This is a genomic window from Stenotrophomonas sp. YJH_SMC_19, from assembly GCF_059367915.1.
This window is the reverse complement of the sequence record NZ_JCAFRI010000001.1, coordinates 149,034-163,215: the sequence shown is the minus strand read 5'-3', so window position 1 is coordinate 163,215 and position 14,182 is coordinate 149,034. Positions and strand designations below refer to the sequence as shown.

The 14,182-nt window shown below is 61.5% G+C and carries 11 protein-coding genes; 4 read left to right on the top strand and 7 right to left on the bottom strand.

What is annotated here, in order from left to right:
* Positions 1 to 93 precede the first annotated feature (93 nt).
* The 4 genes from AC5P5R_RS00660 (at position 94) to mobF (ending at position 6,432) form a co-directional block, all read left to right on the top strand.
* Entirely contained in the window at positions 94 to 216 is a 123-nt protein-coding gene (locus AC5P5R_RS00660) for a hypothetical protein (protein WP_254918208.1), read from the top strand.
* A 144-nt stretch (positions 217 to 360) separates the two neighbouring features.
* Positions 361 to 1,431 carry an ankyrin repeat domain-containing protein gene (locus AC5P5R_RS00655; RefSeq protein WP_080264265.1) on the top strand — a complete coding sequence of 357 codons (1,071 nt, stop codon included), beginning with the start codon at positions 361 to 363 and terminating at the stop codon, positions 1,429 to 1,431.
* Positions 1,432 to 1,582: 151 nt separating this feature from the next.
* Positions 1,583 to 3,319 carry a type IV secretion system DNA-binding domain-containing protein gene (locus tag AC5P5R_RS00650; RefSeq protein WP_229295684.1) on the top strand — a complete coding sequence of 579 codons (1,737 nt, stop codon included), beginning with the start codon at positions 1,583 to 1,585 and terminating at the stop codon, positions 3,317 to 3,319.
* Positions 3,320 to 3,381: 62 nt separating this feature from the next.
* Complete coding sequence (gene mobF / locus AC5P5R_RS00645) at positions 3,382 to 6,432, top strand: MobF family relaxase (protein ID WP_088429283.1); 3,051 nt, start codon at positions 3,382 to 3,384, stop codon at positions 6,430 to 6,432.
* 172 nt (positions 6,433 to 6,604) lie between these two features.
* Here the strand turns inward: mobF and AC5P5R_RS00640 are convergent, their stop codons facing one another.
* The 7 genes from AC5P5R_RS00640 to AC5P5R_RS00610 form a co-directional block, all read right to left on the bottom strand.
* Positions 6,605 to 7,711, bottom strand: coding sequence for a hypothetical protein (locus AC5P5R_RS00640; protein WP_141097976.1), 1,107 nt, complete (start codon positions 7,709 to 7,711; stop codon positions 6,605 to 6,607).
* 115 nt (positions 7,712 to 7,826) lie between these two features.
* Positions 7,827 to 8,306 carry a GIY-YIG nuclease family protein gene (locus tag AC5P5R_RS00635; RefSeq protein WP_141097975.1) on the bottom strand — a complete coding sequence of 160 codons (480 nt, stop codon included), beginning with the start codon at positions 8,304 to 8,306 and terminating at the stop codon, positions 7,827 to 7,829.
* 132 nt (positions 8,307 to 8,438) lie between these two features.
* On the bottom strand, positions 8,439 to 10,130 hold the full coding sequence (locus AC5P5R_RS00630) for a YadA-like family protein (RefSeq protein WP_313225442.1): 1,692 nt from the start codon (positions 10,128 to 10,130) through the stop codon (positions 8,439 to 8,441).
* Between the two features lie 64 nt (positions 10,131 to 10,194).
* The gene (locus AC5P5R_RS00625) at positions 10,195 to 10,950 is read right to left on the bottom strand and encodes a M15 family metallopeptidase (RefSeq protein WP_050483500.1); all 756 of its coding nucleotides are present in this window, start codon (positions 10,948 to 10,950) and stop codon (positions 10,195 to 10,197) included.
* A 184-nt stretch (positions 10,951 to 11,134) separates the two neighbouring features.
* Positions 11,135 to 12,106, bottom strand: a complete 972-nt coding sequence (locus tag AC5P5R_RS00620; RefSeq protein WP_033834493.1) for a hypothetical protein — start codon at positions 12,104 to 12,106, stop codon at positions 11,135 to 11,137.
* Positions 12,097 to 12,801: a YaaW family protein gene (locus AC5P5R_RS00615; RefSeq protein WP_141097974.1), complete on the bottom strand. Its 705-nt coding sequence runs from the start codon at positions 12,799 to 12,801 to the stop codon at positions 12,097 to 12,099. Before AC5P5R_RS00615 ends, AC5P5R_RS00620 begins: the two co-directional genes overlap by 10 nt.
* A gap of 662 nt (positions 12,802 to 13,463) precedes the next feature.
* The gene (locus AC5P5R_RS00610) at positions 13,464 to 13,856 is read right to left on the bottom strand and encodes a barstar family protein (protein WP_164281469.1); all 393 of its coding nucleotides are present in this window, start codon (positions 13,854 to 13,856) and stop codon (positions 13,464 to 13,466) included.
* Positions 13,857 to 14,182 lie beyond the last annotated feature (326 nt).

Sequence of the window (14,182 nt, the reverse complement as noted above, 5' to 3'; positions counted from 1 at the left end):
TCAAAAGTGTCGATCAATCGAGATTTTCAGGGTTGCCAGTTTTGTGAGATGTGGTTGACTGTAATCAGTTAAACACAACCGGGGGAGGTCCCTATGTATATTTTTGCCGATGCTTACGAGTATGCCGTGGACAATGTGGGGAACCTGTTGATCACTTTGGGCGCGTTTTCGGTGGTGAGCTACGTGGCCGCCAACGTGGCGGGGTTGCTGGCATGATGACGTGGTTGAAGGAGGATTTGGAGCAGATGGATCTGCACACCGTTTCGCTTTTCCTGCAAACCGGGGTTTTGATTGGCGCGGCTTTCATCATCAAGATCGCTTGCTGATTGCCAAAACCGAAAAAGACGGTATGCAAAGGGGATGGAACCCCAACACGACAACCCAGTAGGCAACCCCGGTGGGGGCGATTTCTTGAATCCTCCCCACGAGCCGTTGCTTCATCCCATTCTCCACCCCCTGACGCTGGCCCAGTTCTACGGGAAGCATCACGAGGCCGCCGCTGCCGCCGATGCGCGGGAAGTGTTGGACCTGGCCACGCGGTTTTGCCGAGAGGCCCAGGTTTTCGGGTTGGACACCCAGACCGACGCGGGTTTTGACTGGGTGATGACCCCCAGCCGTTTCTCCAACCGCATTTCCCTGGAGCTGGGGCAGGGCGGCCACGCCGCGTTGCTTCAGGTCGATCCGGACCTGTCCACTCACCCGCTCGACGCAGCCATCCATGCAGGCGTGCTGGGCCACAAGCCCCTAGCCTCCGCTTACGCCTTGCTCCCGGCCGAGCAGCGGGATGGGCTGTTGAGAGAACTGCGGGAATCCATCGACCAGGTTCAGTCGAACCGTTCCGCAGCGAAGCAGCTCCAGGCCCTCCGAGCCCTGCCTGAACTGCCGGTGCCGTCTCAGCCGCCTCTGGACATCGCCCAACTGCTCCGGCGGTTTGAGGTCCCCGATGCCCAAGCCCGGTTGGCGGCGGACCACGTCAAGGCAACCTATGGAGGAGCGCTGACCACGATGCATGGTAGCCAGGTGCTGGCAGCAGCCCATGCGCATGCCCCGCACTTGGGGCTATACGGAGCCCCTTGGCAGACGTGGCTTTGCGAGAACGCCACGATCGGGAACCTGAAGGGGGTGGAGGCCTGTTTGCGCATGCAGGCCGAGCCCAATGTGCCCGACGCCAACGGCGAGACGCCGCTACACCTCGCCGCGCGCCACGGCCACCCCGGCATCGTTCGTCGGTTGATTGAGGCCGGCGCGGACCCCGCCTTGGGGAACCCCCGCGGGGAAACTCCCCTACATGTGGCGGCCCAGCACAAACGCGCGCAGTGCTGCCTGGAGCTCATGGCTGCAGGCGCGGACCCTGGGCGGCTCGACAACGCCGGCCGCAAGCCGGGCGACGCTCACCGGGAGAAGGCACGTGAGCAAGTCCACGATTTATGACTGCTGGAGCTGGACGGTCCCGTCGAGCATCGAACCAAGTCGGGCCGTCCGCTATTGGCCCCAGGCCCTGCTGTCTGGGGCGTGTGTGGCTGGTCTGGTCTTCCCAGCAGCGCTTTGGTTGGGCTGGCAGGTGCCCAGCAGTCACACGCTCATGAACTTCAACCAGGCCCTCACTGGCAGCCTGGCAGCGCTGGGCAACCTTGCCACCGGCACGATCTCATTCCGAGAGCCTGCCGCCGCATTCTGGGAGGTGGCCAAGGAGCAGGCCACGTTTGGCACGTTGGCACGGGTCGGCGTCGCCGCTTGCTTGGCCGGGTGGGCGTCGGCTTGGGTGACGCGGCGGGGGCTCATCCCGCGATCAAATACTTGGCATGTGTCCGGCGCTCAACTGCTACAGGGGAAAGATGCCTTGACTGAGGCCCGTCGCCGTTCGCTCACGAAGAAAGAGCAGGAAGACGAGCTGCATGCCTTGTCGCTGCATCCCGACTGGACCGTCAGCAAAAAGCTGCTGGCCCGTCACCTCTTCATCTACGGAAGCGTGGGCTCGGGAAAATCAGTCATCTTGAAGCACCTGCTGGAACAGGTTGTTCGGCTCGACAAAAAGGCATTCATCTACGACATCAAGGGCGACTTCACTTCGATCTTTGAACGGCCAGCGATTGTCTGTCCGTTCGACAAGCGAAGCTGGATCTGGGACGTGGGCCGTGACGTGGCGACGCAAACCCAGGCTGCCGCGTTCTCCCAATCCATCATCCCCCCGGAGGAGGGCAGCGGCGCATTCTGGGCGTCTGCGGCGCAAGCCTTGCTGGAAGGGTGCGTGCGCGAACTCCAGGCCACGAAGGGCAAGAACTGGGGGTGGGCAGAGTTGGCCGCGTTGGTTGCCCGCCCCGCTGAACTGATGGCTAAAGCACTGTCGCTCTACTACCCCCGAGCCGCCGCTCTCATTTCCAATCCCGATTCGAACACCACCAGCAGCTGCATCGCCGTGCTCGCCAACGGCACCGCGGTTATTGAGCGCCTAGCCTTGGCATGGCCCGAGCGCACGCCCGGGCAGATGTTCTCCATGCTGGACTGGATCAAGGACGACTACACGGGATGCAAGCAGGTCATTGTTCAATCAGGTCCTGATGAGGTGCTAACCAAGGCCTACATCTCCGCCATGATCAACTGCGCGGTGCCGGAAATCATCGGCCCCTCGCTGCCAGATGACGAAACCGGGCGATTCCTGGGGTTCTTCTTCGATGAGCTTACCTCCACCGGCAAGCTCAACATCGAGCCGTTGCTTGCCTTGGGACGCTCAAAAGGCGTGGTGGCCTGCATGGCCGTGCAGGATTGGTCACAGGTCGAGAGGATCTATGGGGACAAGACCGCGCAAGCCTTTTCAGGGTTGGTTGGCACACACATTATTTGCCAGCTCCAAGTTGGCGAGACCCGGGAAAAAGTCTCCCGGAACCTGGGCAAGCGCACCGTGGCTTGGCGGACCCACGACGAAAAAGCAACCGTCCACGAGGAGTCGAAAGCCGTTGTTCCGCCAGGGCGCCTCACGGACGATCTGGGCTTCCGCAAAGGGAAGGCATACGGCCCCGAGCGCTGGGGCATCCGAGCCATCGTCCAGACGACCGGGGATCCGCTCTTGTTGGACTGGCCGGGGGTCAGTTATCCGAAGGTTCGGGAGGGGCAGAAGCGGGCACGGTGGACGAAGCAGGGCGCTCGCCCGGTGGAGCAAAAGCCCATGCCACCGAGCGACGCGCAGAGCGCAGCCGAGGTCCAGCGGGTCTTGAAGATGACCGCAGACCAAGCCGCCGCAGAGCTGGAGAAGCGGGGTGCCACTCCGCCGAAACTTCGCGCCGTTTCTGACGACGAGCTGGAAGCCATCTTCCGCAAGTAGTGGGGTTGTGGAGTCGCTGGGTTTTGGTAGATCTGGAGGGATAACCAGGACCTGGAGGACTCATGATCAACGCCACACTGCTGAAGCGAAACGCCGGGGGGACCAAGGGTGGTTCCGCGTCGATTTACTACCTCTTGGCCCAGGAAAAGCTCTCTGAAGAAGCCGAGCAGGCAAGCATGGCCGTTGGCTACTACAGCCGCTCCGCGCCGAGCAAAGAGGCGCAATCGAAGTTCTACGGCGGCTTGGCCCAGCACCTGGGTCTGGCAGGCGTCCGCGCCACGGAAGAGCTGATGATTCCGCTGACGGATGGATTTGACCCCAAGACCGGGCGAGCGCTATGCCACGGAGCCGGGGATCGCGGCCAAGTCAAAGTCCGCTTTGATAAGACCGGCAAGGCCCCGTTGCGCGACAAAGACGGCAAGGTGGTCACGTATCTTGCCGGCGGGCATCGCATCGGTTTTGACCTGACAATCAGCGCGCCGCTGGATATCAGCGTGGCGTTTGCACTGGCGTCCGATCCGGCAGAACAAGAAGCCATCCATGCCGCGCACCGCAACGCGGTCCAGCGGGCGATGGAAGCCTTTGAAGCCATGTCCGAAACCCGGCGCAACAGGGCCGGGAAAGATGTCATTGGGGTGGATGGGTTGATCTGGAGCAGCCATCACCACTACGCCTCCCGAGCCAATGAGGCGACCGGCGAGATGGGCCCGAACCTCCACACCCACAACCTGCTCTACAACCTTTCCTTGGGCAACGACGGCGAAGAGGCCAGCCTCTCTGCTGAAGAAATCTACCGCTACCGCAAAGCGATGGATGAGGTCTACAAGACCGAGCTCTATCAAGGCATGAAAGCGCTGGGCTATGGGGTAGACCGCATCCGTGAACTGGACGACGACGGCCAGGAAACCGGGCGCGTCTACGCGCGGATCGCGGGCCTGGACGAGGAGGTGACGGATCGCTACGGCAACCGCCGCAAGGAAATCCTGGCCTACGCGGCCAAGCACAACGTGTCTAATCAGCAGGCCACGTTGGCCACGCGCAAAGACAAGGACGAGCCGCCTTACCAGGAGCTCATCGCACACTGGCAGGACACGCTGAAAGGCTTCGACGTATCCACGGAAAGCCTGAAGCAGGCCAAGGGCAACGCGCACGAAATGCAGCAAAAATCCCCGGCAGAACTGCTGGAGCGGCTCCACGAGACGGACGCCATTTTCTGCGACCACAACCTCTTGGAGGTCCTGGGCCAAGAATACGCCGGCAGCGTCACCGTGGCAGAGCTCTACAGCTTGGTTGAAGCGTTTAAGAAGGAGCACGGCCTGGTGCTGGTCAACCCCACGCGCCTGCACGACGACGACAAGGGCGATTCGCTGGCAAGGCGGCATACCCAGGAGCGCTACTGCGCCACGTGGATGCTCCAGATCGAGCAGGAGGTGGTGGCCTTCGCGATTGAGCGAGCCAAGGAAACCCATCACCACGTGCCCCAGGCCGACGTGGACCGGGTGGTGGAAGACTACGAGAAGGCCAAGGGCTTTCAGCTCTCAAAGGAGCAGCGCCACGCGCTGGACCACATCACCCAGGGCAGCGGGGGCGTGGTCAACCTTTCCGGGCTCGCCGGAACCGGTAAAACGACGATCAGTGAGTGTTTTCGGGCAGCTTACGAAAGCCAAGGATTTGAGCTGCTGGGCGTCTGCGTTTCCAACGCCGCGGCCGAGAAGCTGGAGGCGGAAAGCGGCATGTCCAGCGTGAGCATGGCGCAGATGCTCCATGACCTGGACAAAGGAAAGATGCAGTTCCGCAAGACGGACGTCATCGTGGTGGATGAGGCAGGCATGGTCGATGCGCGCAACACCCACAAGCTTTTCAGCTACGCCGCCAAGGCGGGGGCGAAGGTCATCATGCAGGGGGACGTGGAGCAGCTTCAGCCCATCGGGGCTGGTTCCGGCTTTCAGTTGACCAAGCAAGCGGTGGGCGACGCCAAACTCACGGAGATCCGACGCCAGGGCAAACAGGGAGACCGAGACACCGCTCTGTCGTTCTACGCCACCGACGAGCACGGCCAGGTCATCGACTTGAAGAAGGCCAGCCGTTCACGGTCGCAGACCCTCGACAAGGGCAACGAAATAAAGGCCCGGTTGCTCGACACCATCCGCGAAACGGCCACGGAGAAGGAAGCTCGCGAGCGGCTGCTACACGAATACTTCGAAGACCCGGCGCCGATGAGCGAGAAGCTGGTAATCGCCCATACCCGAGCCGACGTGGCCGCGCTCAACGCCGGCATCCGGGCTGGGTTGAAAGAACGGGGAGAGCTGGGCCAGGACGAAGTGGTGATCGAGGCCCGGGACAAGGGGCGCAAGTTCGACCTGGCGTTGTCCAAGGGCGATCAGATCGTCTTCACCGCGAAGAACAAGGATCTGGGGGTCATCAATGGCACCCAGGTCGTGGTGGACAACATCAAGCCCTCAAGGGCGGGCGGCTACGACATCAGCGTGTCCATTCGCTCGGAGACCAAGGGCGACGGGCGGCGGCTGACGTTCAACAGTTTTGAGATGAAGAGTTTTCAGCATTCCTACGCAGGGACAGTGCATAAGAGCCAAGGCCAGGGCAAGCGGGAGGTCTACCACCTGGCGAACCTGGGCATGCTCGACGCCCACAGCGCCCTGGTGGCCTTTACCCGTCTCACGAAGGGTTCCTACCGCATGTATGCGACGTCCGATGACGTGGAGCGGTTGAACGAGCGGCTCGGGTTGGAGCGCTTGAAGGAGACCGTGCTGGACGCTGGCTTGGTCAAGGACACCAAAGCCGCGCAGCGCAGCGGGGCCAAGGTGACGTTGGACGACTTGCTGAAAAAGCAGGTCGGGGAAGTAGAGCAGAAGGCATCCAACCGCCCGGGGCAGCAGCGCAGCGGCGCGGAGGTCAAGTTGGATGCCCTGCTGAAGGAGCACCAGGAGCAGAAGCAAGCGAAGCTGGCCGTGGCGAAGATGAGCGAATCCGAGCGCAAGGCCCGCCAACTGCTGGAGGTGTTCGAGCTGGCACGAGGACAGAAGGCCAAGCCCGTGTTGCCGGTCGCACAGCCCGTCCAGCGCGAGCGGGTGCGCCAGGGCATGGATCGGTGAGTAACGCAGGGTTGCGGCGGAAGCCGCAGCCCATGGCTTTTCCCTCTCAAGACGCTTTTCAGGCGCGGCCCTCTGGCCGCGTTCTTTTCAAGAGCCGGCGGCTACTCGCCGCCGCAGTCTGAAAGAGGAAAGGCGGGTGGGCGTCGGCTTCCGCCGGGCCCCTGCTCCCGTATCAAGCTCGGTTCTTCACGATTCGGTGGTTATGAAGCGGGCGGATAAAGTTGGCAGGTGACGACTTGTCCAAAGGTTGCGCCCTGACTTGGTAGAGGCCGCTTTCGCACTTGCGAAGGAGGTCTGCCTCGTCAGTGACTTCAACCGTTCCATCCTTTGTATTCCCTTGCTTTGCCAGGCGGAAAGCCACGCGTCCCGTGTCTTTGTTCTTCATCATGACAGGAACGACCTTCTTCCCATCTCCGCGGACCAGGTGGAAGGTCTGGGCAAAGCGGTCATTGGTGGTGCTGGTCATCGGAATGCTGTCCTTGGCGACTGGGGCCTGGGTTGGAGTGCTTGATGCAGTGGGGCGTGGGGGCTTTGTAACGGCAACGGTCGGTGCGATTGCAGATGGCACCACAGGGGCTGAGCCAAGGGCCTTAAGAGCCAGCTGCAGCTTTCGCCCTGACGCGGATCCCATGTCCCCGCCCAGCCAGTGCTTGAACTCACCGTTGGCGGGGCTCGGGTGCGCAGCGAAGACCCAGGTCCGGCCCTGCGCAGTGAATGCCACCTCGTTGATGTTCCGGTAGTCGGAGAACCGGTCTGCCATCAGGGCCTTGACCCCTTTGATGTAGGCATCCGTGGTTCCCAGCATCACCACCTTTTCGACGCTGGCAGGCAGCGGGCTCAAGTGCTGCTCCACACAGGAGCGCATGACCTGCCGGGTGAACGTCGCCGAAGCCGCCTTGGGCATGATGGTGCCGCTGGTGGTCAGCTTGCCGTCGATGTCCAGCGAGAGGCCGCAGCGAATCAGCGACGCGGCACCCAGCCAACGGCTTGACGCCGAGAGGGCTTGATCGACTGTCTCCGTTCCCAGGTCGATGCCCAGCGCATCCAGAACCTGGCGTAGGCGAGGGCGCATGCCGGCGAAGGCAACCCCGTCGAAGTTGCCTGACTGAGAGGCGGAAATCTGAGTGGCGCCCTTGGAGAATCCCAGCACAAGAACCGTGGGCTCGCTGGTGCCCCAGTAGCCTGGATTGGCGCGTAGATGCCATGGCCCCTCAACGCGCAAATCGCTGTTGGAAGCGTGGCAGTTTCGGCAAGCCTGCCATCCGTGTTGCAGTGTCATTGAAGCCCCTGTTGTTTGTGAGGGCAACATATTTAGGACACGTTCCGTAGGCGCGCAACAGATTTCTTTAGGCAGTTTGTAGGCGATACGAGCGATTCCTATTTGAGCCCTCGCTTCACCGACCAATCCCAAAGGCCAGCAGCACCAGCAGCAGGACACCGGGGTAGACGAAACACCACTTGAACACCGTCCACCCAATCCCGCTGCTCCCCATGCTCCCACCCCCAGCCGGTGTTGGCGCAGCACCAGGCCACGTATAGCCCGCAGCCAATGACTTCATGTGCCCCGTGGTGCGGCGACGCGGATTGCGGATGATGAGGCCCGGCGGCTTGCTATAGATTCGCCAGCCATGCTGAAAGGCCTTGTAGCGCCACGCGTATTCGTGAGCCTCCGCATTGGCCTGGGTGCCCGTCATGCTCGACAGCGGCACGAACGAGAATCGGCGCCCCTGCCAGCCCCCACGAGCGCTGCGGTGCTGCTGCTCGCGTTGGTTTAAGTCGACGGTCTGCCCCACGTAGCAGCACCCGTTGTCAAAGAACAAGCCGTAGAGATGCCGTGGGCGGGACAGGTATTTCTGATTGCGTTTCCAGTTCAAAGGTCCTCCCAAGATGGGTATACCTACATACCCATAAAAGAAAGATCCGATTCGTCAAGGCTCGCCACGAACAAAGGCCCCGAAGGGCCCTTGCCGAGATACGATCACCTCCGTTTTCCACCACGCAATCGTTTAACGCCCCAGGTTGATGCTGATCCCAAGCCCGGCTACCGGCTTGTTGCCAGAGCCGAAGGACAGGCCCGCCGAGACGCTGACCTTTTCAGACACCCGAGCACCCCAGCCCACGGCCATTGCAGCACTGCCTCCCGAGAATCCCACGCCCACGTTCAGGTTCACCAGGCCAACGGCCGTGCCCCCGTTCTGCGCCGCAGCGGTGGCCATCTGGCTCATCGCGCCGAGTTGCGCGCCCAAGCCGTTGATGCGGCGATCCTGGTGCCGCAGGCGGCGGTCCGTATCGACCCAGCGGTCATCCCACACCTGCTGCATTTCGTAGACCTGCCCACCGTTCACAGCATCCGTGGACCCGCGTTCGATGCGCCCCGGAGCCACGCTGGTCACGCGCTGATTGCCCGCGTTGACGCCCGAAGTGGTCACCGAAGCGCCGCCCTGAACCGTCACGCCGTGGGCGTTGACCGTGGTCTGGCCGACCTGGACCGAGCCCGCGTCAGACAGTTGAACGTTGTCGCTGACCGCCACGGTTTGGGTGCCATCCGCGCTCTCGGTGACTTCGATGTTCTTGCCCGCCTTTACAGTCGAGCCCGTGCCGTTGCCGGCGGTTCCATCCACCCCATCGTTGCCGGCAGGCCCTTGTTCCCCTGGCTCCCCTTTCAGGCTTGCCAGCCAAATTTGTTCATTGCCTTGGAAGCCGTTGGCCAACGCCACCTCGTAAGCGCTCAACCCATCTGCGCCACGCGGGCCTGGCGTGCCCGAGCCACCGCCTGGATTCTGCTCTTGGACAGTCAAGCGACCATCAAGATCATCCATAGCGGCCTCGACAGTGTTGTAGGTGGCTCCACTACGGAACTGAAAGATGGGCGCGACAAAGTTGCCGTTGACGAACGTGGCACCGCCGCCCAGCGCTTGGGCCGCCTGACGGACCTGTCCAAGGTTTGCGACGTCGGTGTCCGAGGTGCCGGCGCGGACGTTGGTGATTCGGCGGGTGCTCTGGCCTCCGTCCTCAGAAGTGGATCCCACGCTGACTTCGTCGCTGGCCCAGCATCGGCTATGGGAGCCCAGGGCGACGCAATCTTGCGCTCGTGCTTCTGCCCCGGCGCCCAGTGCGACAGACTGGCGCGCGTCGGCGACCGTGGAGGAGCCAATGGCGACTGCATGATCCGCGTTGGCTTCTGCCAAGGTGCCCTGAGCCAACGACGAGTTGCCTCGCGACCGGCTGAAGTAGCCCAGCGACAACGAGAGGTCCCCGCTGGCTTGTGACTGGACACCAGCCGCCAAGGAATGGACGCCGGTAGCCGCGGATTGCGCTCCTAGGGCCATGGCCGCTTCGCCCCCGGCGTAGCTCAGCGTGCCTACCGCAACGGCGTTCACCGCCGTGGCATTCGCGGCTTGGCCCATCGCAATGGAGTTCGCGCCGGACGCTTGGGCATTCGTGCCCGACGCCACTGCGTTGTCTGCGGAGGCGTTGGCTTGAACACCGGTGGCGACGGCCCCGTTCCCGGAGGCATTGGCATAGGCCCCCGTTGCAGTGGCATTCGGGGCTAAGGCTTGGGCGTATTCCCCGGTCGCCGTCGAGTTGGGGTCCGAAGCCGTGGCCCCGGTCCCCGTGGCGGTTTGAGCAAACGATGGTGAGGAAAACAACGCGGCCCCCATCAAAGCCGTCAAAATCGAAATGCGAAGCGAAGCCATGAAAACCCTCCGAGTATGGATTGATACTTCATCCATAGCAGGCGATTTCATTTCCGCAAGGCGATCATCCGATCTTTTTCAATGTGTTAGGAAAGGTCGCAAAACAAACCCGACGCGGGAGCGTCCAGTTCCAGGCCATCCGGTTTTCATTGCCCCACGCCAGACACTCCGTTTCCATGCCAGCAGGACACCAGGCCGGAGCCAGCGCCCGGGCCAGCACTTCAGAAGAGGGTGTCCCGGTCACTGGAGGAAACGCGCCCGGCTTGCGTCCCTGCCGGTAGGCCCACTTGGCCTGGCCGCACTCGGCTTTCAGTTCGACGTGGGGATAGTCTTTCGGGTTGGTCCACCGGCCGCCCCAGTTCAGCCCCACGATCTCCGCCAGCTCGCCAAAGCGTTGATAGCCGGCCATTACATAGGCATCGTCCAGGTTCCAGCTCGGCTCGCCATTGACGAAAACGGCGGCATCCAATGCGAGGCCGAAGTTGTGGCAACTACTGTAGGCACCAACCGTCGTGACATTAGAAGCTGAAGCGAGTAGCGCAGCTTGCCGCTCTGGCGAACGGTAGCCCTCGACCGGGCGGACGTCGTAGCCCTCTGCTGCGAGTTGAGCTTGGACGGCTTCAACCTTTTCCCGCAGCGCTGGGGAAACCCCTTTCCACATCCTTTCACTTTTCGGATGGAAGAACCGGTAAATGGCGCCGTGCGGCTTAGGGGTTTGGTAGATCCAAGGGGTGCTGGGCTTGGGTTTGGGTTGAACGGTCGAACACCCGGCCAAGGCCAGGCAAGCCAGGATGGCGGTGATGGTAAATCGGGACTGCATGCTTTCCTCCCAGAAAGATCGTTGGATGCTTTCAGGGATAGTGGATTGTATGGAAAGCGCAAGGCGAAAAAAATAAAAAGCCCCCGAGTCATCCGGGGGCGGGGGCTTAATGAGGCATGGGGAGGTAAGAAAGCATGCCTCATTTAGTTAATAGCACGCATCAAATAAAAGTCAATCCAGGTGACTACGCCGCAATCACCACGATCTCTCCTGTCGTCGCCGCTTCGTTCACAGCGTCGACATCGAAGTGTTCGAGGGCGAGAAGGTCGGCCTGGTAGGTAAGGGCAGGGATGGCTTGCTGCCCCTGTTGGATGAAAGAAGTCACCTTGCTCAGCTGATCTTCGGTGATGCTGAAAGCGAACTGGCGATCCGAGGTCAAGGCCTGCACGCGGCTCCCGTTGAGTTCCTCCAGATCCTGCGCAAGGTTCCGAAGGGTTTCTTGCCCGCGCTCGCGGGCTCCCACCTTGGTCTGGATATGGGAGAGGAACAGGCCAAGGTTCACTAGGCGGTCTTGGAGAACCTGGATATCAATCAAGCGAGCTTCGTTGTTGCTTGCTGCCTTAACTGCGTGGCGCTGCAACACCAGCTTGGTGAACTGGTATTGCTCGTGGAAATCTTGGATCTTGTGCTTGAGGAGCTCCGTGTCGCCTTCCTCAAAGTGCTGTTGGCAAGCCAGGACCAGGCCGCGGAACCTCGCCTCATCCATCAGCAAGCTACGCTCGTGGGCCTCGCTCACCAGCTGAAGTGTCTGGGCTATGCCAGCGGACTGGGACTCGATTTGGCCACTGATCTTGTTGAGCTTTCTACAAACAATGACGAAGCCTGCGGTTGTGACCGCCAGATTCAAGCCAGCCATGGCGAGGTTTGCCATCTGCAGGGCCTGAAGTGAGCCCATGCTCTGTTGGAGGACATCAATGCCGCCCTGAAGGTTGCCCATGCTTTGTTGCATGGCGGCCTGCAGCTGGGAAATGCTCTGCTGGGCCTGCTGCGGGTCGCTCGGGAATACAAGGTGCGCGGCGATCTGGCCCCCCTTGCCAGTTCCCGCGGCGTATCGCACCACGCCACCAAAAACGTTCAGCTCCTTAGAGGCGATACGCGCAAGGATATCTTGGAGCTTGGGCAGACCACGCGCCAGCTCCGCATTGGTCACAGACATGCTTTCAGCCTCTCGGAATAGTGTTGGAAATCGGCGTCAATGCGCTTGCGACGAATTTTGGCGATCTGGAGAACAGCTGGCACTGTAATGCGGAATGCTGGGCCTGTCGCTTCGTAGAGCGAGTATCCCGCGGCCCCAACAGCGACAGGGCCTGCGACAAGCGATGCCGCACGAGCGCCCAAAGCGGATGCAAAGCCTGCTACTCCACCAGCGGAGGCCAAGCCTGTTGCCCTCCCTGCGTTCTGGACTAGCTGTTGCACCACCTTGTCGATGACCGAGTTCGGCGTGGTCTCGCGAGCGCCCTCTGGAGTTACATCGTCGGGCGAGTATTTCCCGATGGCTCCCGCAAGGGCCAACTCTTCGAGAGCATAGACGTCGGCGCCCTCTGGGATCTTGCTACCCAGCTTTTTAGCAACGTCTTTAACTAGCTCCGAGTATTCAACCCCGTAGGACCGGTAGGTGTTCATCAGGGTGTTGCCGCCGAAGTCGCAGATCTCCTTTTCCAGGACATCAGCAATCGACTGAAGGGCCCCGTCGGCCTTTCTCTTAACGATGAGCGCCTTGATGCCAGAGTTGAGCGCGAGCCGCCCCTTGCCGTTGTCGGTGATCAAGTCAGCCAGAACGTCCAGATCTTCACTGCAGGCTTGAGAAAGAAGCTCGGCCAATGGCCGGTTCCGTGGAACGCTGAAATCCATGTTATCCCCTGTATGTTGCCTAACCCGTCTCTCTCTTAGCGTCAGGGCTCTATCTAGAATCGGCCCATCGGATCGGATTCTAACCAAAGCCACCGTAGTCTCGGTCATTGGAGTCGCACCGAAAGAGATCGGAAGTTCGGTCACTGGGAAAAGCGCGTGCATCGCTTCTCGGCCATGAAGAGCGAGGGGCGGGCGATGTTGAAAGTCAAGGCGGTTCAGGGGCCCAACCGCGGCGGCGCCGCTGTCATGATGTCGATCAGCCCATGCGGCTCCTCAGTGTTGAAAGGGTTCAGTCCCCCCAGCGCGTCTAGCGACCGCCATTTGATGTCCTTAGGAGGTCGGGGGATGACTCCAGGATGAAGGCTATAAGCCGGGCCACGGTTCAAGGGCTATGTAGTGGTGGTGTAGCGATGGTGGCCCTCAATGGATAAGTTCTCGGAAAAGGCTCACAAAAACATATAGATGGAATACATACGCCCCTGATGCTTCATCAGCGGGGTGTGTTCGGCGGACTTGTCTTTTGACATGGGACTCGTGGATCAGGGCGTCCGGCCGCGCCGGGCGGCAGCGGCAGCGGAGCGGGTACAGGGCCGTCCATGGTAACTGCTGGGGCCGGTGGGCGCCGCTGCGGTTGGTGGGCATTGCCCGTGCGGAGCACACAGTCAGGCCGGAACCAGGGTGATCTGCCGGTGGCTTGCGAAGATCTCCATTACGATCTCGAAGTAGGTCTGGCCCTGGCCTCGTTGCAGGGCGTCCAGCTGGAGCGCAATGGTCCGCCTATTGAAGGTGCCCGGGGCTTCCAGCTTGGACTGCAGCCACTGACATGTGGTAGTTCGTCCCAGTGCGGCGCGGCTGTGCTCGATATCACCCCAGATCACCGTGGCCCGGTTGTGGCCGGCCAACACCCCATAGCCGCCATGCAGCAGGTCATCCAGGGCGTCCAGGCTTGGCCCGAGCTGCCAGTTCTCGCCGGCCATGAACACGCGGTTGATCTCCGCGTACAGGCTGGGGATGTCATTGATGGCGGCGCCTTCAATCTGTAGGACGATGGTCATGCGGCGACTGTAGCGTCAGCAGGCGGAAGCTGGCGTGCTGTAGGACCAGGGTTCGCGCCATGGCCCGAACGCGCAGCGTCCTGGGCGTTTGCGGCGTGTTGCCCCGCAGTCGACTGAATTTGCAATCTTTCCTATAGAAGTTCCTGAGGCGGCCGATACCCTTTGCGCCTTTCTGCGCTTCGCGTAGCGGCGTGCTGTCGCCTGTGCGTCGGCAAACCCGAATCAAGCCGGCACGTCGATGCATTGTCCTTTTCCGGACAGAGCGCCTGACGGCCTGCATCAATATCAGGAAAACACTGTGCGGTCAGGGAAGAAGCAGGCACGAC